General features: G+C 48.0%; 17 protein-coding genes. 5 read left to right on the top strand and 12 right to left on the bottom strand.

What is annotated here, in order from left to right:
• Positions 1-10: 10 nt before the first annotated feature.
• From MTP42_RS07875 to MTP42_RS07850, 6 genes are all read right to left on the bottom strand, one after another.
• A complete protein-coding gene (locus tag MTP42_RS07875) occupies positions 11-223 on the bottom strand; it encodes a Maff2 family mobile element protein (RefSeq protein ID WP_044963257.1) in 213 nt (70 codons plus the stop codon).
• Positions 224-318: 95 nt separating this feature from the next.
• On the bottom strand, positions 319-2,154 hold the full coding sequence (locus MTP42_RS07870) for a VirD4-like conjugal transfer protein, CD1115 family (protein WP_249257074.1): 1,836 nt from the start codon (positions 2,152-2,154) through the stop codon (positions 319-321).
• Positions 2,141-2,548: a PcfB family protein gene (locus tag MTP42_RS07865; RefSeq protein ID WP_330616536.1), complete on the bottom strand. Its 408-nt coding sequence runs from the start codon at positions 2,546-2,548 to the stop codon at positions 2,141-2,143. Before MTP42_RS07865 ends, MTP42_RS07870 begins: the two co-directional genes overlap by 14 nt.
• Before the next feature lie 115 nt (positions 2,549-2,663).
• The gene (locus MTP42_RS07860) at positions 2,664-3,377 is read right to left on the bottom strand and encodes an antirestriction protein ArdA (protein WP_173758338.1); all 714 of its coding nucleotides are present in this window, start codon (positions 3,375-3,377) and stop codon (positions 2,664-2,666) included.
• Positions 3,377-3,718, bottom strand: a complete 342-nt coding sequence (locus tag MTP42_RS07855; protein WP_118533151.1) for a DUF7768 domain-containing protein — start codon at positions 3,716-3,718, stop codon at positions 3,377-3,379. The genes MTP42_RS07860 and MTP42_RS07855 overlap by 1 nt, the downstream gene beginning before the upstream one ends.
• A 283-nt stretch (positions 3,719-4,001) precedes the next feature.
• The gene (locus tag MTP42_RS07850; protein WP_173758336.1) at positions 4,002-5,450 is read right to left on the bottom strand and encodes a ParB/RepB/Spo0J family partition protein; all 1,449 of its coding nucleotides are present in this window, start codon (positions 5,448-5,450) and stop codon (positions 4,002-4,004) included.
• Between the two features lie 252 nt (positions 5,451-5,702).
• Here MTP42_RS07850 and MTP42_RS07845 point away from each other — a divergent pair, with 252 nt between their 5' ends.
• Genes MTP42_RS07845 through MTP42_RS07830 form a run of 4 tightly spaced genes read left to right on the top strand, consistent with a single transcriptional unit; the run spans position 5,703 to position 16,252 of the window.
• A complete protein-coding gene (locus MTP42_RS07845; protein ID WP_249257073.1) occupies positions 5,703-7,286 on the top strand; it encodes a hypothetical protein in 1,584 nt (527 codons plus the stop codon).
• On the top strand, positions 7,283-9,997 hold the full coding sequence (locus MTP42_RS07840; protein WP_249257072.1) for a hypothetical protein: 2,715 nt from the start codon (positions 7,283-7,285) through the stop codon (positions 9,995-9,997). The genes MTP42_RS07845 and MTP42_RS07840 overlap by 4 nt, the downstream gene beginning before the upstream one ends.
• Complete coding sequence (locus tag MTP42_RS07835; protein ID WP_249257071.1) at positions 9,994-10,998, top strand: hypothetical protein; 1,005 nt, start codon at positions 9,994-9,996, stop codon at positions 10,996-10,998. Before MTP42_RS07840 ends, MTP42_RS07835 begins: the two co-directional genes overlap by 4 nt.
• Before the next feature lie 4 nt (positions 10,999-11,002).
• Positions 11,003-16,252: a DEAD/DEAH box helicase gene (locus MTP42_RS07830; protein WP_249257070.1), complete on the top strand. Its 5,250-nt coding sequence runs from the start codon at positions 11,003-11,005 to the stop codon at positions 16,250-16,252.
• Between the two features lie 77 nt (positions 16,253-16,329).
• Here MTP42_RS07830 and MTP42_RS07825 read toward each other — a convergent pair whose 3' ends face one another.
• From MTP42_RS07825 to MTP42_RS07810, 4 genes are read right to left on the bottom strand one after another with little or no spacing between them, the layout of a single operon-like run.
• Positions 16,330-16,821: a HEPN domain-containing protein gene (locus MTP42_RS07825; protein WP_249257069.1), complete on the bottom strand. Its 492-nt coding sequence runs from the start codon at positions 16,819-16,821 to the stop codon at positions 16,330-16,332.
• Positions 16,818-17,936 (bottom strand): DUF262 domain-containing protein, encoded by a 1,119-nt coding sequence (locus MTP42_RS07820; RefSeq protein ID WP_249257068.1) that lies wholly within the window; start codon positions 17,934-17,936, stop codon positions 16,818-16,820. The genes MTP42_RS07825 and MTP42_RS07820 overlap by 4 nt, the downstream gene beginning before the upstream one ends.
• A 46-nt stretch (positions 17,937-17,982) precedes the next feature.
• Positions 17,983-19,629, bottom strand: coding sequence for a 23S rRNA (uracil(1939)-C(5))-methyltransferase RlmD (gene rlmD, locus MTP42_RS07815; protein ID WP_249257067.1), 1,647 nt, complete (start codon positions 19,627-19,629; stop codon positions 17,983-17,985).
• A 28-nt stretch (positions 19,630-19,657) separates the two neighbouring features.
• Positions 19,658-20,521: an AraC family transcriptional regulator gene (locus MTP42_RS07810; RefSeq protein WP_035394341.1), complete on the bottom strand. Its 864-nt coding sequence runs from the start codon at positions 20,519-20,521 to the stop codon at positions 19,658-19,660.
• A 226-nt stretch (positions 20,522-20,747) separates the two neighbouring features.
• Here MTP42_RS07810 and MTP42_RS07805 point away from each other — a divergent pair, with 226 nt between their 5' ends.
• Positions 20,748-22,040, top strand: a complete 1,293-nt coding sequence (locus tag MTP42_RS07805) for a galactokinase (RefSeq protein ID WP_249257066.1) — start codon at positions 20,748-20,750, stop codon at positions 22,038-22,040.
• Positions 22,041-22,127: 87 nt separating this feature from the next.
• On the opposite strand, the gene MTP42_RS07800 is transcribed toward MTP42_RS07805, so the two are convergent.
• Together MTP42_RS07800 and MTP42_RS07795 are read right to left on the bottom strand one after the other, a co-directional pair.
• Complete coding sequence (locus MTP42_RS07800) at positions 22,128-22,457, bottom strand: hypothetical protein (protein ID WP_249257065.1); 330 nt, start codon at positions 22,455-22,457, stop codon at positions 22,128-22,130.
• Between the two features lie 24 nt (positions 22,458-22,481).
• Positions 22,482-22,928, bottom strand: a complete 447-nt coding sequence (locus MTP42_RS07795; RefSeq protein WP_215696429.1) for a hypothetical protein — start codon at positions 22,926-22,928, stop codon at positions 22,482-22,484.
• Positions 22,929-22,930 lie beyond the last annotated feature (2 nt).

The following is a 22,930-nucleotide window of genomic DNA, read 5'->3' as shown; positions in this document are numbered from 1 at the left end:
AGCGCCTACCTTAAAACAGGCCAGACAGCAGAGGGATCAGTGTGGTGCCAATGACGATGATGCCGCCGCCCGCCATGAGCTGCTTCATGCCCTGGGACTTGGAGCCCGGGTTATCCGAGCCGTAGCCCTCCAGCAGATTGACCACACCCCATACGCCAAGGCCAGCGCCGAGCGCGATAACGAGGGTCTGTAAAGTGTCGATTGCAGATGAGAAAAATGCCATATAAGCCTCCATTTCTCCGGGATTTTCCCGGTAACAAAAAAGCCGCCCATGCAGGCGGCAGGTTACAAACTTCGGGACACTTTGTCTCGAAGCGTTTATGCAAAGGCGTCTGGATCGTCGATGTCATCATAGTTGAGGATGTCCTCGTCCTCTTCCGTGAGTGCATCGTCCGGCACAGCCACCTCATACATCGTACACGCCTCGTTCAGCCCGGGCCGCCTGCGGCGGTTAATGAGCCTGTCGAGGTCAAAAGCGTTTTTCTGTTTATCGGCCTCCGCCGTATAACGGTAGTTCGGATGCCGTTTCAGATCATACTTGGGAGAGAAGAACGGGGGCAGGCCCCGAAGCTGCAAAATACATTTGTCTCCCGGCATGGTTGCAAGCTCGGCTGGGGTCATCAGTTCCCGGCCCAGCCGCTGGGTGTTTTGGCTGTAGCTTTCCGACTGGCCACGGGAGCGGCTGTCGGTCTGCATACTGATTGTGGCTTTTCCCAGCCAGTTCTCGGAGATTTCCTTGATAGTGCTGGCTTCGCGGCCACCGAGGAACACCACGCTGTCCATGTTGCCGAGGATTGTCTCGGCGTGCTTATCGTAAATGGCCTTGCACTGTGCCAACTGTTGATACAGCAGGCAAAGACTCACCTCGCGGGAGCGGATAACCGCGACCAGCTTTTCGAGCTGGGGCACCTGTCCCGTGTTGGCTGCCTCGTCCCACAGCACCCGTACATGGTGCGGCAGGCGGCCACCGTGAACATTGTCCGCCCGTTCACACAGGAGGTTGAACATCTGCGAAAATGCAAGTGCCACTAAAAAGTTGTAGGTCTGCGTGGTATCGGAAATAATGAAGAATACCGCCGTTTTCCGATCTCCGATGCGGTCAAGCTCCAATTCGTCATAGGCCATGACCTCACGAAGCTGCGGGATGTCAAAGGGAGCCAGTCGCGCACCGCAGGAAATCAAAATGCTTTTTGCCGTCTTGCCGCTGGCCAATTTGTACTTTTTATACTGTTTGACCGCGAAGCAATCCGGCTTGCGCTTTTCGAGCCCGGCAAACATATAGTCCACCGCGTTCATAAAATCCTCGTCATCCTCCTTGACCTCCATGCCAGAAATCATATCCACAAGGGTGTTCATGTTCCGATCCTCGGCAGGCCCCTCGAAAATGATGTAGGCGATCAGAGCACAGTACAAAAGCGTTTCCGATTTTGTCCAGAATGGATCACCTTCCTTGCCTTCGCCCTTGGTGTTGGAAATCAGAGCATCCACGAATTTCAGAATATCGGCCTCGTTGCGGATATACGCCAGCGGGTTATAGTGCATGGATTTTGAAAAATCTATGCTGTTGAATACCTTGATTTTGTACCCGCGTTTTTGCAGGAAACCCCCGACCTGTCCCAGCACACCACCTTTCGGATCGACCACCACATAAGAGGAATGGGCCTGTAAAAGCTGGGGCGTAAGCCAGAAGCGGGTTTTGCCGGAGCCGGACGAGCCGATAATGCAGCAATTCAGGTTTCGGGCATTTGCGGGGATTTTAGGGCGGGTGTTCATCGTGAGAAACTCCGTCCCGGTCAAAATCACGTTGTTTTCAAACTTCGGATCGACAAACGGTTTGATGTCTTTTTCCGTTCCCCATCGAGCGCTGCCGTATTCTGCATCCCGCCGAAACTTCTTAGCGTTCTTGCTTTTGAAATAGATCAGCAGCCGGAAACCAACTGCGCCTACAATACCAACAAGCCAATCCAGCGGGGCACGACCGGGTGCAAAGTCAGCAAAGGCCGGGCCAATCGTCTGGCCCAGTCCGATGAGCTTATGTGCAAAATCGTTACCCGCCGCCAGCCGGTAGGCTGTCCCCAGCTTGAGGAACGCCCACAGGATGAACAGATAGGGAATGTTCGGAATGAGATATTTTCTGATCTTATCTGTCCTCATGGGCCACCTCCTTTGCACGTTCTTTTTGTTTCGGCTTTTCTTTGGAAAGCTGATCTGCCGCCTGTTTCAGTTGTTCCCGGATGGGAACACGGTTCGATTTTGCTTTGCTTAACACCTTCCGGGAATACTCAGAAAAGCAGGCGGTCATTGCGTCTGCCTGTCCAGCCTTGAAAAACAGCAGGTATTTGTCCGGCCCGGTTTTATAGAACGCATAGTCTACATTCCATTTCCGGGCCACGCGGTCAAAGGACTTGGCATCCCCGGATAGCTCAATGCTGTTTGTGGCTGTGCCGTGGGCCATGAGCTTTCGCACACTTTGTTTGCCATGCGGTACTTGCCGCCCACGGTATGCCTTACGGATCTTCCGACCCACCATGCCCAGCACATACGCCAGTCCCCGCGCCGTCAGCTTGGTCGTTTTTACAGATATGGCTATCGTGCGCCGGGAAATATCTTCATCAATCAGTTACACCGCCTCCTTCCTTGGGACAATTTGTCTCGAAGTGCCATCACCGATCCCCACGGTCTTTTTTCTGCATTTGACGGTAGCCCTCCAAAGAAGAACCGTCTATGATTTCCTGATAAGCGGCTATTTGCTCCCGGATAGAGAGCTTCGGGAAAGAGAATACCTTATGTTCCTTGGGAATATCCTGCAAGCCGTGATACACTTCCACGAAATGATCGCTTTCTTTGACAACATAGCCGCCCGGGGCAAAATGGCCGTTTTCGTGGATGCAGGCATCCCGGCCATACGCCTCATAATCGAAATACGGTTTTACCTGATCCGGCACATCCAACATTTCCAGATCGTCCACATAAATACGCCCCAGCGTTTCCTCATCGGATACGCCGGGGTAAAAGCCGTAACAGTCCAGATTTTGTGTCAGATTGATGATGTCCCGCACCGAAGAACAGTGATCGCCACTGTCGAGGACGGCCTCCAGTGTTTCCAGCTCCGATGAGGTAAGCTCGGAAAGCAGGCAGGCCAGATGATTAAGCTCGTCCAGATTTTCATACTCGCTCAAATGGTCATAGAGCCCCAGCACATCCCCATCGAAAGAGGTAATAAAAATTTCCTGATAGCGGACGCCATCCACGCCGATCCGTTTCAAGAGAGCCTCCACCTCCTGGGCGGTTGTGGGAAATTTCAGTGTTTCACCCACAAGCTGGCCCTCGCTGTACTTTCCGGCGTTGGTAACGTAGGCTTCAAACAGGGTCGCCATCAGCGGCGGCCCTGCCCCTTGACGGTCAGGATACCCTCAAGGGTTGTTGCCGTAATTCCCAGCCGCTGGGCCACGGCAATATCATTTTTCATGGATTCGGTCATACTGTGCCCGCAAACAACCAGCACATGAGAACGGCGGAGCAGGTCACGGCTCATGTCGATGCCGCTTTTATGCTCCTCGGGAACAGCATCATTGAGAAACAGGGGCAAGTACAAAGGCGGACAAATAGGAGAAAAGCCTGCCTCATACACGGTGCGGCAATACTGCGCCGCCAGTTCTGCGTTTTCGCTATCGCCGCCGAGCCATGCAGCGGTGATATAAGCAAGGGGTCGTTTCATCGTTCATACCTCCGATATTTTAATAAGAAAGTTCAACCCAAACCCCACGCCCTTTCCCAGTCTTGGGAAAGGGGGCGGCTCTGGAGGATATACCCCCGCCGCTTGCCGGGGAAATAGCACAGCCGGGGCAGACCGTCAAGGGCGAGCCGCCGAAAACGGCGGTGCGCTGCACCCTTGACGGCCCACTCCCGGCTGTACTAAAAAACAGGCGGCGACGGGGGATATATACCACCAGAGCCTCTGCGCGAGGGCGGGGCCCTCGGGACAAAGTGTCTCGAAGTTGTTACTTGTCAAGTTCCTGCTTTTTCGGGGCTTTTGCCAGCTCCGGCGGCTGTTTTTCTTTCCAGTCATCCAGCAGGGACATAATCTGTTCTTTCATTTTGGCGGGAGTGACCTCCTTGCCAAAATACTTTTCCAGTTCCGCAGTAGAAATAATCACGCCTCGATCCTCCTTTTTCTGTTCTGATAAGATACCGTCAATGACATCGCCGTTGAGCTTGCCTTCCTTATCCAGCTCCCGGAGCCGTTTGGCCTGGGCCAGCGAGGGCGAAGCCTGCTCCCCGTCAATGGAAACAGCAATAAGCCTCTGATTTTTCGGTTTGATGTAGGAAAGCTCCACGGCAGGCATGAAGCCCATCTTTTTATCGTCTACCTTATCCAGAAGCTCCGGCACAAGGGAGTTGAGCCGCAAGTAGCGCATGACCTTTTTATAGTTCATTTCATGCGCCTCGCCTACAATCTCAACCGAGCGTTTCCCGACATCGCCTTCCGCAACATCTTTCAGCCGCCCGCCCTGATGCTTGATGTCCTCAACCTCGAGTTCCAGCAGCGCGGCCAATTCGCTGGGGAGCATCCCGTCACGCTGCTTGTTGCTGTCCTTCATGGCCTGTACCGCTTCGTGGTCGGTCATTTCACGGACGATAAAGGGCATTTCCTCCAGTCCAGCCAGCTCACTGCCGTGGGTACGGCGATGGCCCGCTACAATTTCATAGCCGTTTCCATCTTTCTCCGGGCGGGCAAGACCGGGAACCATTACACCGTTTACGCGGATAGAAGCAACGATTTCCTGCATCTTCGCATCGTCCCGTACCTTAAAGGGGTGCGGACGGAATGTGTGAAACGGATGAACCTCGGAAAGTTTCAGATAAACCAGCTTGCCTTCCTCAACCGGGCGGGGCGGTGTAGTCGGCTCGGGAGCCGTCTGTTCCACAGCAGCAGTTTCCTTCAGTGCCGTATCCTGTGCGGGCTTAATGGGCTCCTTGGCATCCGGGGCCTTTCCATCGCTTCGGGACACTTTGTCTCGTTTGGACGGCTTGGGCTTGTCAGGGGCCGTCTTATCCGCCTTTGGTGGGCGGCCCTTGCGGGCCCCAGCCGATTTCTCCGATTTCTGATTTTCAGTCGCAGCCTTTTCCGCTTTCGGCGGACGGCCACGGCGCGGCTTTTTCGGTTCCTCCGTATTGGCGGGCTGCGGTGTTTCTCCGGGGGCTGCCGCCTCTGGCGTTTCGGGGGGTTCCGACTTTTCGACTTCGGCGCGGGCGTTCTGCCTCTTTTCCGCCATAAGTTCATTGATTTTGTCAAAGGACACAACCACATCGCCGGACTCAGGTATGGCAGGCCCGGTCTGTTCCTGCTGGGGCTCAGACGCTGCGGCCTGTTCGGGTGTGGCGATAGGCTCGGCGGCCTCCGGGGAAATATTCTCCGCAGGGCCAGTATTCAATTTTTTATCGGCCATTTACGATCCTCCTTTTCGTTAAAGTTGCACAAATTTGAACGCTAAAATTTTGTAGTTATTTTTGTGCCTCCTTTCCGTCTATCCACGCAAAAAAGCCGCCCGTTTTTCATGCCGGACGGCTTTTTGCGTAATGTGATAGATCAAATATTATTTTTTCTGGTTTGTAGGCTCCGAAAAGCCTTGTATTTACAGTGTTCCTAATAGGAAGTAATCATATTATGACTGAAGTGAAACTGTAGATGAGGGACTATTATGGCATCATTAACTCATGTGTGCGTATGGTCGAAAAACGGTTGGAAGCGTATAACGCCAGAAGAAGTTGCAAGGGAACATTATCGTGGTGGGGTTTCGGCCCGCAGCGGTATTTTCATGTGCTCGTTGTGTGGTCAATATGTTACATTTTTCAACGGAAGAGTACAAGCTCCGCATTTTCGCCATAGTTCAGCAGAAGCGGATAAGAGCTGTCCGGAACGTATGTATGTCCACGGATACGACTATACATATGCGGCAGGCGAGCATGAACTTCCAATTCGGATAGTCAATGTTACAGACTATGGGTTTGAATTTGAGTTGGGCCTACTTGCTGTTCCAAGGATAGTTCTGAACCAGCAAGAAAAAAAGAATGTCACGGTCATTCCATCTGATAAAGCAATGACACCGTTCGTATACTCGTTTGAACGCTTGAATGCGGAATCTATCACCTATGTTTCGATAGGAGAGTACCCTTGTGAAAGTTATACTGTTATATCGTCTGATGAAATAGAGAAAACCTATTGGCCCCGAGTAGTGGAAGGTATAAAAAGAAGTGGTTCGCTCTTTAGCGGAGAAACAGGACGGATGCTTACAGATGATGCAGATGTTGTAGTCGGAAAATGCTACTATTTGCTTTCCACAGGATGCCTGGATGATATTTACAATGGAATCTCAATAAAGACTGTTCTGAAGAAGAGTGCCTCATGGACAACATGGTATCTATCGGAAGTTTTGGTGACAGATTTTACAGAGTCGGCAGCAGAGTTCTTTCTTAATTACCATTGCCGTCTCACAAGTGAACCGATTTCAATTCAGCCGATTTGGCCAGTCTATGTGCAGTCGCCATATATTATCCAAAACTCAGGGGAAACAACATGGTTTCATATTCGAGGACAAGGCGTTCAGAGTCAAGGAGAAATTGTTACAAAAACCTATCCAGCAGCACCAATGCTGTATTATACTTCGGATGAAGGTAAGGTGTGTTCGATTGAAATCAATGAGCGACAGCAATTGATTTCAACAGGGCGAGCAAAGGTGCTGGAGTATACATATCTTTGGAAGAAGGAGCTAAAAGAACGCTCAGGTAGACCGATAGTGACTATCACTGATGTCCAAGGGAATGCTTTGAAGTCCGGTTTGGAAAATGAGCTTCCGGTAAATCACAGCATACGGATACTTGCTCCATTTGACGGTGTGGTTCAAATCAAGAGGAATGGATATGTTATTGAAAAGATTCTTCTGAAGGCGGAAACAGCCATCGAATATAGTAATGTGCAGTATGGCATGAAAATCAGCGTCCTTCAAGGACTTGATATTATTTGGAACATAGAATATCAGCGTTTGAGTAGAACGGTCAGTTCTTCAGATGACTTACATGTTGTACATGAGCTGATGAGTGCTCGTGGGGCAAAAGTGCCGGTTTCACATACATTGGGCGCAACATTGTCTCTGCTGAAAAATTATCCGGAAACAAAAAAATGGATTTCTCAAAAAATACGAAGTGGCCACATAGAAGAAAATGCACTTGTATACTATAAGCATTTCATTAGATCGTTGAAAACGAAAGGGAAGGAAAAAAGATGAACTATCTTGAAAGACTATCATCAGGTGACGTAAAAACAATTTGTGAATTGATTGGACCGAGAGAACTAAAACAGAATTTTCGAGCAAATTCAAATGGTTTTAATACTATAAAACCGGGCTTTCGGCCAAATTCTCTTTCAGATGAAATGGCTGTTAGCCTTACAGCGCAAAATGTGACGATGCGTTTTATATCCAAATTTCTGAATGAAAAAATTCAGTCCATGATGGATAAAATCGCTAGTGAACAGGATAAATTGATTTCACAAGGGGTTCCATCGGATGGAGCAAGAGTAGTAGCTCTGGCAAACAGCTCATTTTCTAATAATATGGAGCTTTATTTTCGTTTGGAGCAACCAGTGCGGTCTTCAGAGGAAATAGGTGCGTTAAAAATCGCTGTACGTCTTGTGAAAGGAATGTGCCAAAACGAATCCAATAGCGTGCATGCTTCTAAAGCGGCGGATAATTTGGAGGAAGATGCTTTACGGAAAGAACTTGAAGCGCAAAAGGAATATGCACAGAAAAAGATTCAACAACTCCAAGGACTTCTGAAGGATGTGCAGGCCGATGTGAATGAAAAACAGGACAATATTATCCAGCTGCAAGCAGAAAAGAAAAAACTTGAAGGAGAACTAAATGCTGGACAAAGTGAACTTGCAAAATACCATAAATTGGAGAAATATTCTGTTAGTCAGAGTGATATACAAGAACAAAGTATGTACCCATATTGTTCGCTTTGTCGGGTCTATTGGTATGATGGGAAAATGCGGTTAAAGCGGCTATCGGACATCGAGAACAATGAAGTCCTTGATAAATACTGCGAAATCTATCCATATCAGAAAGAACTGTTTACAAATCAAAAAACAAACGGATTTCCGGAAAACTATGTTGGTGTTTGGAACTGGCGTACAATTCCAAATATAAATGATCCGAGTCGTGATTACATCGAATCTGAATACAATGCATTTTATCAGCCAACACAGGTCATCATTCTTAAAGAATGCACTTCTATTGAACAGATCGTCAAGAAACTAGTGATGGGCATTTCTGAAAAAATGTACTGTAATGGCGCCCTTTTTGCATATTGGAACGGCCAAAAGTATGAGGGTGTACGTTGCAGGGAACAAGACCTTGATATTGGGGCAGATAGGCTTGCATTAAGAGAAAATACCCTTGAATTACCTGTTTTTGAAATCTTCCCTTCAATGCTTTATCAAGCGGGAGAATGTCAAATTTGCAGCGTGCTAAGCCTTGGTATGCCTTGTAGAGTTGTAAAAGTTAAAGAAGCTGTGGAGATTCTGAAAACTCTGCTGCGAAATCGACTGACATGGGCTACTTCTAAACAGAAGGGCATTACGAAGGCGACTCATCAGCAGATCGTAGCATATTTACAGGAACTTCCGGACAAAGACTTTGTGCAAGAACTCTCTGAACAGTGCAATTGTACCGAGGTCGATGCGCAGAAACTAATTCAAGAGTTCGTACAGGAGGCCGATGCTTATCTCTCAGCATCGGACGTCGAAGATGAAACGTTACGTCAGATTATTCTGAGAAAACCGGAATTGGAAAAACGTTGCAAAGAGCTGCTTACAAAGGAATGGGCGGAAGATAATGATGAAAAACTCCGTGAAGCGGAGAACTTTTTGCAGCAAAAAAAGGATGAAGCAGAGAAGGCAAAAACACGATTCGATCAACTTAACTCAGACTATGTGACGCTGGAACAGAAGCTGAAAGAATCGAATAATGAATTAGAAAAACGAGAGCAATTAGCAGCAGAAGTCGAACAACGTGTGGCGGACAGAATTGCAAAAGCTCAAAAGGATGCAGCAGATTTTATCGCATCACAAGCATTTTTGCCACAGAGCAAAAATGTAAACGATCAAAAAGTGAGTGAAACCGCTGCATTTGTATCTGGAGAAACACAGGGAGAAAACCTTGTGGTGCTTAAAATCCTAGATGATGTAATGGAGGAGCTTGCGTATAACTTGAGGGATGCAGGTGTTCAGGAAAAATATACAAAAGCGTTGGCCGCATATCTCTGTTCGGCGTATCGACATCATATCCCGGTGTTGCTTGCAGGCCCGAATGGATTGGGAATTGCACAGGCATTTTCAATGACGTTGTTTGGAAAATCTGCCGCTATCTTATCCTGCATGGGTGAGTATTCAGAAGAGGTTTACGACGTATGTGAAGAATCGGATGATGAAGTGGTAGCAATCTTGAATCCATTCTGTGTGGGTTGGACGCAAAGGATACCGCTTTTCGTGGGAGAAATTTCCAAGTTTTGTTTTCTGATCACGCCCTATGTAGAGGATTTACAGGTGGAACCATTGGGGATGCTGAACTATCTTCTTCCATTGGCAACAGAGTTCTTTGTTGATAAAAGACCGACTGGTATGTATCCTCCAAATAAACTTGGTATGGATTTTAGTGAACTTCCGGAACAAAAAATGCGGCGGTTTAACGAAAAATTATTGACGAAATTTGGTTCGCTTGCAAAGAGGAATCTCTGGGAAATCTTTGCAGATATGGAGTATATGCTGAAGGATGATTCAATAAAAGAAACAGCAAATAGCTATTTGTTTGGACTTCTCCCATTTGCGTGTTTTGCAGGAAAATTTGATATGCTCCTAGAACAACTTGAAAAAGATGTAGACAAGCTGCCTAAAGATTTTTATAAGATGCTTCATGATTATCTTGGTGAGGATGAATGAACAGAGAAAACGATTTAATTTCCATTATGGCGGGAAGATACCAAATTGAAAGGGGTACAACCGAACCTGTTGAACAATGGCAGATGCGTGTGATTTATAGCGTGCTGGGACAAATGGCGTATGCTTCTCTTTGGGATAAAACGGAAGATGACCAGCCGATTTCAGTGGTTCATTTCAAATCTCGCATGAAGGATCTTCTGGAAAGCTACTGTGGAATATTCAACGGTCTTAGAAAGCTGTTTGGGTATAACTATGAAAATCTGCTGGAAGAAATCTATAACGTACAACTTGAAGGTGGAAAGATATATCATTCAGCGTATAGATTAGCTCCGGCGAGTTATTCAGCTTCAGCGGTAGACGATGTTCTTTTTGCCAGAGGTATGGCACCCGATGAACAGCAGTTTGTCAGTGGACAGGGAACATATTTACTTTCATCCGATTTTCAGGAATCAATCCCTTTGCTAGAGATGTTCCAACTGCCAGATCAAACATTAACTGAAACATGGCGGTATTTGGTTAAAACGGCAAAATGGAATCAATTTCGCCCAAATGACACTACGGAATTTTTGCGGACAGACCCGCCGTTCAAATATGGATATTGGCAACGGGAAAAGCCTGTGGCACAAGAAGTGACGCTTATCAGAATGGGGATGAATGGAAATAGATTCTATTATCTGTATCAAGAAAAAGGAGGACAGGCATTTGTTAGTCAACTTCCAGTATGGATGACCGAAGATCATTTTTATCGCAGAGTATCAAATGCACTGCTTTCCGCAAAACAATCTTTACCGGCGGCAACATACCATGAGGACGGGGCGATTGTGATGTTGAGGCTACAGTATTTGCCGGCGGTGGAAGAACTAAATTTGATAAAGCTTTATAGTTGGCCGACATCCTGTATTGAATTGCCCCATGATTTCAATCGCATTTTTGCAAAAGATGTATTTTATGCTATAAAAAAGACACTTGAGGCTATTGGGTATCAATTTGTAAAGGAATGATAAAATGTCGAACGGCGCAAATTCAATTCATAAAAAGCTTCGTCATGATTTGGAAGACTACATAAAGGCACAGTACTTTGGAAAATCTCCACTTCTGCTTTCGGCGGTAGGACAACACCTGGATGATGAGGGCTTATTATATCAAAAGCCATTTATTGAGTCGTCCCCGGCGTACAAAAGCGTTAAGGATGGTATCCAAAAGGCTAAAATTCCGGACTGGATGAAAAAGTATTTTTCTGATCTTTCAGATGCAGGTGTTGGTGTGTACCCTACACCGTTTGTTCATCAGGTTCAGGCCCTTGAAAATGCCGTTCAAGGGCGAGACTTGTTCGTTTCCACAGGTACTGGTTCTGGTAAAACAGAGTGTTTTATGTGGCCGTTGATGGCAAAATTGGCGACAGAGGCAAAGGATAATCCGGATACATGGAAAATGCGAGGTGTTCGCACGATTGTTATGTATCCGATGAATGCGCTTGTTTCGGATCAGGTGAGCCGGTTGAGGAGATTGATTGGCGATCCGGAAGGAAAATTTCTAAATGTCTTTCGCTCGACCTGTGGTGAAACTGTGCGTCGGCCACAATTTGGTATGTATACTGGTCGAACGCCATATCCCGGAAACGAACCTGTAACCAGTGAGGATAGAAAACTGGAAAAAACGTTGGCACGAATGTCTTTTCCGCAGACAGATTCTGAAAAAAGCTTTTTTGAGGCACTTCGCCACGAAGGTAAAATTCCGGCAAAGATGGATATGCAAACCTTTTTAGAGGGGTTACATAATGGTCGTCATATTCCTGATGCGGAAGATGCAGAGCTGATTACTCGATTTGAAATGCAGAAATTCTGCCCGGATATTCTGATTACGAACTATTCTATGCTGGAGTATATGCTTTTACGTCCGAGGGAAGCGAAAATCTGGCAGGATACAAAAGAGTGGCTTGAAGAAAATCCATCGAACAAGTTGTTATTCGTGATAGATGAAGCCCATATGTACCGGGGGTCATCTGGCGGCGAGGTGGCACTTTTAATTCGAAGACTGTTTCATAAATTGGGAATTACAAGAGATCGGGTACAGTTTATTCTTACAACAGCCAGTATGCCAGATCGAGATCAGGAAGATAAAAATGCTGTTTATAAATTTGCACAAGAATTGACTGCGGCAGATACCACTGTGGAGTTTTGTTATTTGACGGGCGAAAAAGAACAGGCTGATACGGTTGAGCTTCGTTCGATACCATTGCAAAGTTTTCAGAGCGCAGACGCTTCTGCGTTTGAAGAAAATGAATTGGTATGTTTCCAAGCACTTAATCAGTTTTGGAGTGGAGTAGAAGGCTCTACTGCACCCTTTACAGATATGGCATCGGCGTGCCAGTGGATGTACGATAATTTAATCGCTTATCGGCCATTTCATACGCTGATTTCAAAATGTCGGGGCAATGCGGTATCGTTGGCTGAACTTGCGGCAGAAGCATTCCCAGATGTCGGAGAGGAGGAAGCTCTGAATTATGTCAGCATTCTACTGGCAATCGCACCGCTTGCCAAGAATGAAAAGGGGGCAGTTCTATTCCCAGCACGAATGCACATGCTGTTCAAGGGTATTAAGGGAGTCTATGCCTGTGCCAACGAAAACTGTCCACACTCACATACAGATGGAGCCCTTACATTGGGAGAAATCTTCTGGGCGGACGGTCATTTGACCTGTCCTCACTGTAATAGCGTTGTATATGAATTGTACAATGATCGTCGCTGTGGGGCGTTGTTTTATAAGGGGTATGTGTTAGGAAATGCACTTGAAACGCATCAGAGAACGTATCTATGGCATTATTCTGGTCAGGTTCTGGATTCACAGATGAAGGAAGTGCATCTTTATCTGCCACCGGAGGATTATAAGATTCCAGATAAGCAGGGAAAGAACGTAATCCGGCCGTGTTACCTTGACATAAAGAATGGATTTATCAATTTTCGAGATGATTCAGATGACGGAAAACCCAATGTCCGGAAATTATACTATTGTAATTTTGCACAAAAAAATCGGCCACAGATTTTAACGTTTCCAACTTGTCCGCATTGCAGGCATCAATTATCGTCCTCGCAGATCACATCTTTTAGCACAAGGGGCAATCAGTCCTTCTATAACTTGATAAAAACGCAGTTTGAGCAGCAACCTGCTGTCAGCGGAAAAGATAACGATCCGGAGCGGCTCCCCAATGAAGGGCGAAAAGTGCTCCTTTTCTCAGATAGTCGTCAACGAGCGGCCAAACTTGCTCGTGATATGTCAGACTCTTCTGACATTATGGCAGCGCGCCAGCTTTTTGCACTGGCAATTCATGACATGGAGCAGTCTGTGACGGAACGTTCCATGAATGAACTTTACGATTATTTCTGCTTGGCTGCTGGACGAAACCACGTTCAAATTTTCCATGAACCGGAACGAGAGAAGTTTCGACAGGATTGTGAAGTGGCATTAAGCAACCTTGAGCGGAGTTCTCGTCGGCATAGAGAATATACGCCGCGATTTTCGATTGTAAATGCGCCGGATCAGATGAAAAAAGATCTGCTGCGCTTATTTGCAGGTGGGTACAATACGCTTTATGATTCCGCAACCAGTTGGATTGAACCAACCGAGATGGCTTTAGTCGATAGTACAGACGAGCTTGATGAAAATGGTATTACGGTAACAGAGGACGAATTTCTTGAGATATTTAATGCATGGATGACCTCGGTTTGCGATGATGCAACTGCCTTGGGGCATACAATCTCAGATGAAATCCGATTGGAAGTTCGTCGTAGTTTTGACTTTTATGGGTTGGCAAAAGAGTGGAACTTCTCAAAGGCTGTTCAGGGAATTATGGGATGGAAAGATTCTTCTCAGGAGATGGCTGTATGGAAACGAGTACTAAAAAACAATTTTTTGGATACGGCACAGCCAGACAACGGAAGACTGTATGTTGATCTCTCGCGTGTAAGGCCGCGTTTTGATGTATCACATGCTTGGTATCGGTGTGAGCAGTGTTCGGAGATAACACCGTATCTGTTGCGTGGAAAATGCCCTAGTTGTGGCTTTACAGGTGTTCATGTTTTGAGCGATACAGAATATCAATCTCTTGATTTTTGGCGTAAACCTGTATCGGATGCACTGAGCGGAGACCGGATTCGTGTAATTGATACGGAAGAACATACGGCGCAACTTTCTCATAAAGATCAGAGAATGGATTTATGGAGCCAGACAGAACATTATGAGCTTCGCTTCCAAGACTTGATTCAGGAAGGGGAAAATCCAATCGATATTTTGAGTAGCACAACCACAATGGAAGTGGGCATTGATATTGGCTCACTAGTTGCCGTTGGCCTGCGCAATGTTCCCCCAATGAGAGAAAACTATCAACAGCGTGCTGGTCGAGCGGGTCGTCGGGGTGCCAGTTTGTCTACGATTGTTACATTCTGCGAAGATGGTCCGCATGATACGCTTTATTTCAATAATCCGGTGCCTATGTTCCGTGGAGATCCAAGACGCCCGTGGATAGACATTCAGAGTGAGAAACTGTTACAACGACATTTAAATATGATTGTGCTACAGGAGTTTCTTGCGAAGAAGTATTCCAGCCTCGATCAAATGACCGCAGTACTTTTTCTGGATGAAGCATTAGATGAGTTTATAGAATATCTGCCGACCGTTGCAATCTCGCAGGGAGATTTGCTTGTGCCGGCGGGAATAAAAGTAGATATGGAGGATTTTCGTAAAGAATTGATAACAAGCCTGAAGTTACTGCAGGAGAAGAGAAATACGCATCCAGAACAATTCGGTGCATTGCCAAATGTTCCGCCTGATAAGCAAAAAACACTGCTTGATGCTCTTTATGAGGAAGGTATCATACCGACTTATTCTTTCCCGAAGAATGTTGTTAGTACCTATATTACAGACATGAGCGGAAAGTTGCGCTATGAGGTGGACCGGGGTCTGGACGTTGCGATCAGTGAATATGCACCGGGACGCTCCATAGTTGTTGATAAGCAAACCTATCAAATCGGTGGACTCTTCAGCCCTGGAAGTGACCGTGTGTATGGTCAGGCGACTACTCCTGCACGGGCGTATATGGACGATGCAAATTATCTGAAGCCTATCCTGACCTGCCCAGAGTGTGGGTGGTTTGGACTTGCGGATGAACGCCCAGATGTTTGTCCTTTCTGTGGAAATCGTGCATTAGAGGAAGGACGACAAATGCTTCGGCCATGGGGATTTGCACCTAAAAATGCAGAAGCAGTTCCGGATGCTCAGCTGGACGAGGAATATTCATCGGTTCAGCCTCCGCTTTATTCTACGCTTCCAGATGCGGAGGACATTCAAGCAATTCCCGGTTGCCAAAACATCCGAATGGCATCTCGCACGAATCAACGAATTATTATGGTGAATCAAGGGGCGAACAATAAGGGCTTTATGGTATGTCCTGATTGCGGTGCGGCGATGCCCGGGGATGATGGAAAGGTATTGAATGGAGTGCAGCGCCCATACAAGTCGAAATATGCAAGAGCGAAATGCAATCATGGTAACGCTAGAAATGTCAATATTGGCTATGATTTTATTACGGACATGCTGGTTTTGGAAATCAAACTTGATGAGCAGAAAATGGATATTCATCGAACAGACAATCCATGGCTGACAAGGGCTGCACAATCACTGGCTGAAGCCTTCCGTTTGGCGGCAAGCAAGGAACTTGATGTTGAGTTCACGGAACTTGTAACGGGATATCGAATCCGTACAAATGCTGCAGGAGCATTTGTCGATGTTTATCTGTACGATAGCTTGTCCAGTGGTGCCGGATACGCAGTCAGTGTGGCGGATAATATTGAAAAATTGCTGAAACAGATTCGGGAACTGCTTGTCTCTTGTGACTGCGGAAGCGCTTGTCATAGGTGCCTTAAGCATTATCGAAATCAATATGTTCACGGTCTGCTTGACAGATTTGCAGCACTGGAACTCCTTGAATGGGGGACTTCAGGAAAGCTGGCAGAATCATTGAGCGTTGAAGAACAACACCGGCTCCTGCTCCCGCTGGAGTCGATTTTGAGAGTGTCTGGATATACGCTTGTTGCTTTAGACGATGGCATATTAGTAAAACGTAAAGGAGGAAGGGAGAAAAAACTTGTAGTTTATCCTGCCATGTGGAAAGAACCGCAGCAGGAAGATACAGTGTATGTGAGCGATGCATATATAAAGTATGCAAAGCCATATGCCGTGCAAAAAATTCTGAATTTTTAATGAAAAAGCCATAATTCGTGAAAGTACTGTACTTTCTACGAATTATGGCTTTTATACAGAAATGAATGGGCGACAAATTACTGAACCACAGAATCAAATAAACCTATTAAAGATACAACATCTAAATAATATTGCTTTATGTCAAGAAATGTCGCAGATGGTTGCCGCCCATGAGCAAACTGGTGACGGTTAGCTACAAGTGAATTTGATGCAGAAATTAGTCTTTGTCCATCTGTGGTTTGAACAGTTACAAGATTAGAAAAAGTTGAACTCCATTGGGGATCAAATTTCTTTAAAAGACTTTTCATGTTATCATATTTGGCACTATTGGAACCTTGGCGTATCGTGGAATCTAAATATGTGTCAAGGCGAGGATTACCCAGTTGTGAGAAATGGTCAGCAACAATTGAGCGGTATACAAACTCTACCGTTCCACAAGCACGAATAAGTGCATAATTGGTTAAATAGCAACGTGCTTTATCTAGGGCAGGAAGATCATTGATTCTTGATTCAATGTCATTTAGTTCATCAGTACATTCAGATAACAAATCTTGAAGTTCCTGTTTCATTCTAAAACAACTCCAAATAAAGTGTGGCCAGCAATGGAAATTCGCCTTTTGATGTTTTCAATATCTGTTGTACGTTTACTAATAGATTCTTTGAAACGACTGTCGGCCAAAAGAGAAAGATGAGTTTCTAAAGATACATTTGGAAGGGTGTTTTTTTGAGAAATCGAGAAATAAGCAGATACCATAAGTGAATCAAAAATAGCAGGGTGGAATTTCTTGGAAAACTTTCCGTTAGAGTAATTTTTAAATGCATTTTCTCCAACAGAATTATAGATTGCTTGGATTGTAGCAGTAAATTGACTGCGGTAGAAATCGATATCCTCCGGGGAATCGTTCCTGTGAAGATCCATAAAGTGGTTTAGTGCTTTTTTTAAAGAGATTTGGTTGCTTGTGCTTTTTAATATGTCATCACTTTTCATTATAAAAAAACGAAGAATATACTCAATATCTCGCATTCGGGAATCAACCTGAGCAGAACCAAAGAGTTTTCGCCAGGTGAAGTTCTCGTTTAGTTCAAAAAGGAGTGTATTAAATGAACCTTGATAAACACAGTTTCGAATTTCTTGCGGAGTAAGAGAACGACCACTTGTATTTATACGTTCGAAAATTTGATAAAGACTAGTATCATCGTTTTCTGGCTTTTTCTGCTCAAAGATGATTGCATGGATGGTGGTACTTTTGATTTTTCTTTGATCATCAGTTGATAACTCGGCAAAAGCTTTGTTTCGCCAGCGAAGATTGATTCTATCAGAATTAGCAAGTTTAAAAACTTTATTGTCCGTTGTAAAAATACCGCGTATATAGTCATACACAGTCATAATGCGTTGGTAACCATCAACAATAAGTTTTTGACTCCCGGATTGAGCGAGAAAAATACTGGGAACAGGAAGACCGAGTAGGATAGACTCTATAAAACGACTGGCTTCAATTTTGTCCCATACATACTTTCTTTGGAGTTCGGGCTTAACGAGCTCATTATCATTATACATAGATACGAGTTCACGAAAAGACAAATCGGCACCCCAAGATGAAATATTAAAAAGAGAATCATCCGAATAATCGTCTTCCATCTCAGATTTAATAACTTCAATATGATCTTTTTCAGAAATGGCCATCGTACGCACTCCTTTATAAGTGATAAAAGAATTATCGCAAATATGATTAGATGATTTTGTAGAATTTTAATGCATCTCGAATTGCTGTTTCTTTTTCCGAAGGACATCTGGGTTGGCGATTATAATTGGATTTAGGCTTGTTATAATTTTCTCTCTTTTTTATACCACATTTTTCTTTCACCTGTGCAATATAGAGATTGGATACCTTCAACTGATGGTGTTCCCACACATAATCCCGAATCTCATTGTAGGTCGCCTTGCTTTCCGCAGCAGTCACATCCAGTTCCTCCATGTTAACGTCCACTTCGATGTGTCGCTCGACATTGAGTTTGGTCAAAAGGAGGACCGCTTCGCAATGCCTCGTCCTCGGGAAAAGGTCCACCGGCTGCACCTTTTCTGCCCGATACCCATGCTCTTCCAGCCACTTGGCATCCCGGGCGGCGGTGGAGGGGTTGCAGCTGACATAGACCACCCGGCGGGGGGACATGGCGACGACAGCGGAAAGGGTTGCTTCGTCACAGCCTTTGCGGGGCGGGTCGAGCATTACAACATCCGGGTGCAGGCCCTCGGCGGCAAGCTGAGAGGCCGCCTTACCAGCATCGGCGCAGAAGAAGCGGCTCTTTGCGGCTATGGCATCACCCATGCGGGCAGCATTGGCCTTGGCGCTTTCGATGGCCTCAGGCACAATCTCCACGCCGATGAGCTCCCGGCAATGGTCTGCCATGGACAGGCCAATGGTGCCCATGCCGCAGTAGAGATCCAGCAGCAGGTCATCCGGGGTCAACTGAGCATATTCTGCGACAATGCCATAGAGCTGCTCAGCGGCCAGGGTGTTGACCTGATAGAACGACAAGGGGCCCAGCTGCACCGGAACGCCGCAGAGGGTGTCCTCGATGAACCCGGGGCCGTACAGGGTGTGGGTCTCGCTGCCCAGGATCACATTGGTGTTTCTGGCGTTGACATTGATCAGGATGGTGGCGATATCGGCAAACTGCGCAGTCAGTGCGCGGCAAAGCTCCTCTGCGTGGGGCAGCTTTGCCCGGGTGCAGACCAGACAGACCATGATCTGGCCGCTGTGGACACCCCGGCGCAGAAACACATGACGAACCAGCCCCTTGCCCGTCTGCTCATCGTAGGGCTGAATGTTGTGGGAGGCAAAGAAATCGCAGAGGGTATTGCCGATCTCGTTCAGCACATCCGGCTGCAGCTTGCAGTCGGGGCAGGGAACAATGCGGTGAGTGCGCCCGGCGTAGAAACCGATGCAGGGCTTGCCGTTCTTATCACGGCCCACCGGGAATTGAACCTTATTGCGGTAGCGGTCGATCTCGGGGGAGGGGAGGGGCGGCAGCACGGGTACATCCAGCCCGCCAATGCGGCGGAAAGCATCGGTAACGCTCTCGCCCTTGGCGCGCAGTTCAGCTGCATAATCCAGATGCCGCAGGCTGCAGCCACCGCAGGGGCCGGCCACTGCACAATCTACCGGGATACGGTCAGGCGAGGGAGTCTGAATGGCATCCAGAATACCGAATGCGTAGCGGCCGCAATCTTTGACGATGCGGATGGCGGCAACATCACCGGGGGCGGTGCCGGGTATGAACACAGCCTCGCCGTCCGGGCTGTGAGCAACGCCGCTGCCATCGTTGGACAGGCGCTCAATGGTCAGGGTCAGCACCTGATTTTTTTGTAAGGGCATGGAAATTCTCCTTTGGAATGGGATTGGGTCAGGCTTCTTCCGAAGCGGGGGCATCTGCATTTTCGCTCTGGGCGGCAATGTATTTGCTGGGCGGCATCCCCTTGGCCCGCTTGAAGACCCGGGAAAAATAGAACTGGTCAAAGAAGCCCACCGAGATGGCGACCTCTGCAATGGAAAGGTTTCCGGCCCTCAGCAGCTTGCAGGCTTCGTTGATGCGGTATTCGGTCAGATAATCGATGGGGCTCTTGCCCACATTGAGCATAAACACCCGGTACAGATGACTGCGGGAAACGCCCACGCTCTTAGCGACATCATCAATGGAGATGTCGTGCGAATAGTTGAACTGGATGTATTTGATGGCATTCAGTACATATTGATTGGAGGAGGAAGCGTTGTGGGGGCGCGTCTCGCTGGTCTCCTTCATCAGGGCAGAGATGAACAGGTAGAGGTACCCCACCATGGCAGCCTCATCCTGAGGCTCTAACCCACGGGAAGAATAGATGTTGGTCAGGGCTGCCCGCATTCCTTCCGGGTCCTGCGTGTGGTGCACAGGAGCAGTGTCGGTAAAGGGAAGCTGTGCCGCCAGTTTATGGGCGCAGGCACCGTTAAAGCCGACCCAGCTGTACTCCCAGGGCTGCTGCTCATCGGCAGAGTAGCGGATGAGCTGACTGGGCCGGGCAAAGAACAAATCCCCCGGCACGACCTCAAAGGTCTTGCCGCCCACCTCAAAGGTGCCCTTGCCCGAGACCACCAGATGGATCAGGTAGTGATCCCGGATACCGGGGCCCCAGGTCTGGCCCGGGGCACAGCGTTCCAGACCACAGTTGAAGATGGATAATTCAATATTATTGGTGTAATTCTGCTTGAAGGACTGCTTGTAGACATCTGCCATGATCGTTTCCTCCAGTTGACCGCATTCTTGATTCCAGTATATCATAACTGTATCTGCAAATTCAACAAAAGTACATCCGAAACTTTGTTTTTCGCGCTGAAATTGGATTTTTTGCGGATTCAAATTGCAAAAGAGGGCGGAATGAAGTACAATAAGGCTAACCCAAGTGCATGGACCCTTCATGCACGGACTTTGCGGAGAGAACGTTTGTGGAGGAGGAACGGCCATGGCGACCAGTGCACAACTCAGACGGGAGATCCTTGCGGGGCAGTGGGATGAAGCGCTCTGCACGCTCTATGGCACAGAACCGGCGGTGCTGGCCCGCCAGCGGCAGCGGTATGCCGCCGCGCTGGAACAGTTTGAGCTGTACTATGGCCCCGGGCGGCAGGTGCATGTCTACTCGGCTCCGGGCCGGGCGGAGCTGGGCGGCAACCACACCGATCATCAGCACGGGTATGGTCTTGCGGCAGCGGTGACGCTGGATCTGGTCGCAGTGGCATCCCCCAGTGACGACGGTTTTATCCGGGTCAAATCCCGGGGCTTCAACAAACTGGATGTCATTGATCTAAGCGAGGCCGAGCCTCAGCAGGGCGAGAGCACCCATTCGGCCAGCCTGATCCGGGGCATTGCGGAAGGTTTCCGGGCACAGGGAAAGACGGTGGGTGGCTTCGATGCCTATACCGCCAGCGACGTGCTCCGGGGCAGCGGGCTTTCCAGCTCTGCGGCCTTCGAAATGGGAATGGCGGCCATCCTGAACGGGGAATATGGCTGCAGGCTGACAGCGCCGGAGCTGGCGAAGATCTGCCAGTATGCGGAAAATACATATTTCGGAAAACCCAGCGGCCTGTTGGATCAGCTGACCAGCGCCGTGGGCGGGGTCATCTTTGCGGATTTTGCCGACCCAAAGAAGCCCCGGATAGAAAAGATCCACACGGCAGGGTTGCTCCCAGCGGACATGACCCTTTGCGTGACCGATACCCGGGGCAGTCACAGCGAGCTGACCGGTGAATTTGCGGCCATCCGGCACGAAATGGAATCGGTGGCGGCCTGTCTGGGCGGTAAGGTGTTGGGACAGGTCAAGGAGCAGGAGCTCTGGAAAGCTCTGCCACGCCTGCGAAAAGCCTGCGGGGATCGTGCTGTTCTGCGTGCGGTCCACTATTTTGAGGAGAATGCCCGCGCATTGGCCCAGCGGAATGCCCTGGTCAGCGGGGATTTCAATGCCTTCCTGCAGCTGATTCTGGAAAGCGGACACGCCTCTTTTGCCCTGTGCCAGAACGTTTACTGCTCCACAGACGTACGGCATCAGGGACTCTCGGTGGCGCTTGCCCTCAGCCAGACTCTGCTGGAGGGGCAGGGGGGAGCCTGGCGGATGCAGGGCGGCGGCTTTGCAGGGACCATTCAGGCGTTTGTACCCGGTATGCTGACGGCAAAATATCACAATGCCATGGAAAAGGTGTTCGGTGCGGGCAGCTGCTATCTGCTCCGTCTGCGGGAGCAGGGGGCCCTGCGGGTCATTTGAACATCTGGAAGCGGCCAAACAAAAAGAGCTTCACACTCCGGCAGAAGCCGGAATCGTGAAGCTCTTTCATGTTACAGGGAAAACGGCTCAGATACCGCGCTGCTGCTGTTTTTGGCGCATTTCATCCGTGAAATTAGAAACGGCAGAGAAGGTATCATCGTGATAACCGAACCAGTTGGACAGGTTCTTGTAAATGTTCTCTACAAACCGGTAGCCGGAAACAACAACATTGAACAGGAGCAGAGGTACAAACGAGATGGAGATGGAGAGGATCCCCCCCTGAAAGAAGAAATCGTCCAGGTGAAGGTTATCCGTAAAGCTGTCCAATGCATCTCCCAGTTCTCCGCCGCCAAAGATCTCCGGCAGCTCTTCTTCCGGAAGCGTTGCATAAGATGCAGGCATACGCAATTTTTCCATAAAAGGCTCCTTTCAAAGATTTACTCAGGCGGCCAGAGCTGCTGTACCTGCGGCCTGTGCCTGATTTTTGGCTTCGCTCTCGTTGTAGATATTCCGCATATCGTTGTAGATGGACAGGAAGCTCTCAATGGCAGACCTAGCCCAGTAGTAGACATAAACGCCTGCAAAACCGGCAGCAACCACAGTCATGGTCTTGCCCACGGGAGTCTGGCGGCCCCAATAATGCTCAATGGCACCCATCGTGGTCAGACCATCGTTCCGCATGTCAATGATACCGGCAATGGTGTTGCTGATGGCAGCCTGACCCAGCATACGTACCAGGTTGACACCGACATTGACGGTGAAATTCAGGACATCCTGCGCGTTGATATTCAACTCAAAAGCGCCGCCAACGGTGTAGACCATTTCATCTTCGGAGAGAACCGCATAGGATGCGGGCATCTGCATCGTGCTCTGATAGGTAAATTCCATGG

This window comes from Faecalibacterium sp. I2-3-92 (genome assembly GCF_023347315.1).
Classification (GTDB): Bacteria; Bacillota; Clostridia; order Oscillospirales; family Ruminococcaceae; genus Faecalibacterium; species Faecalibacterium duncaniae.
This window is presented reverse-complemented; position numbering and strand designations above follow the sequence as displayed.

Excerpts from the sequence above, each read along its gene's own strand:
- MTP42_RS07810 (WP_035394341.1), bottom strand. The coding sequence starts at position 20,521 with ATGGCAGATGTCTACAAGCAGTCCTTCAAGCAGAATTACACCAATAAT.
- MTP42_RS07830 (WP_249257070.1), top strand. The coding sequence starts at position 11,003 with ATGTCGAACGGCGCAAATTCAATTCATAAAAAGCTTCGTCATGATTTG.
- MTP42_RS07820 (WP_249257068.1), bottom strand. The coding sequence starts at position 17,936 with ATGGCCATTTCTGAAAAAGATCATATTGAAGTTATTAAATCTGAGATG.
- MTP42_RS07875 (WP_044963257.1), bottom strand. The coding sequence starts at position 223 with ATGGCATTTTTCTCATCTGCAATCGACACTTTACAGACCCTCGTTATC.
- MTP42_RS07835 (WP_249257071.1), top strand. The coding sequence starts at position 9,994 with ATGAACAGAGAAAACGATTTAATTTCCATTATGGCGGGAAGATACCAA.
- MTP42_RS07825 (WP_249257069.1), bottom strand. The coding sequence starts at position 16,821 with ATGAAACAGGAACTTCAAGATTTGTTATCTGAATGTACTGATGAACTA.
- MTP42_RS07805 (WP_249257066.1), top strand. The coding sequence starts at position 20,748 with ATGGCGACCAGTGCACAACTCAGACGGGAGATCCTTGCGGGGCAGTGG.
- MTP42_RS07840 (WP_249257072.1), top strand. The coding sequence starts at position 7,283 with ATGAACTATCTTGAAAGACTATCATCAGGTGACGTAAAAACAATTTGT.
- MTP42_RS07855 (WP_118533151.1), bottom strand. The coding sequence starts at position 3,718 with ATGAAACGACCCCTTGCTTATATCACCGCTGCATGGCTCGGCGGCGAT.
- MTP42_RS07845 (WP_249257073.1), top strand. The coding sequence starts at position 5,703 with ATGGCATCATTAACTCATGTGTGCGTATGGTCGAAAAACGGTTGGAAG.
- rlmD (WP_249257067.1), bottom strand. The coding sequence starts at position 19,629 with ATGCCCTTACAAAAAAATCAGGTGCTGACCCTGACCATTGAGCGCCTG.
- MTP42_RS07850 (WP_173758336.1), bottom strand. The coding sequence starts at position 5,450 with ATGGCCGATAAAAAATTGAATACTGGCCCTGCGGAGAATATTTCCCCG.
- MTP42_RS07795 (WP_215696429.1), bottom strand. The coding sequence starts at position 22,928 with ATGGAATTTACCTATCAGAGCACGATGCAGATGCCCGCATCCTATGCG.
- MTP42_RS07860 (WP_173758338.1), bottom strand. The coding sequence starts at position 3,377 with ATGGCGACCCTGTTTGAAGCCTACGTTACCAACGCCGGAAAGTACAGC.
- MTP42_RS07800 (WP_249257065.1), bottom strand. The coding sequence starts at position 22,457 with ATGGAAAAATTGCGTATGCCTGCATCTTATGCAACGCTTCCGGAAGAA.
- MTP42_RS07870 (WP_249257074.1), bottom strand. The coding sequence starts at position 2,154 with ATGAGGACAGATAAGATCAGAAAATATCTCATTCCGAACATTCCCTAT.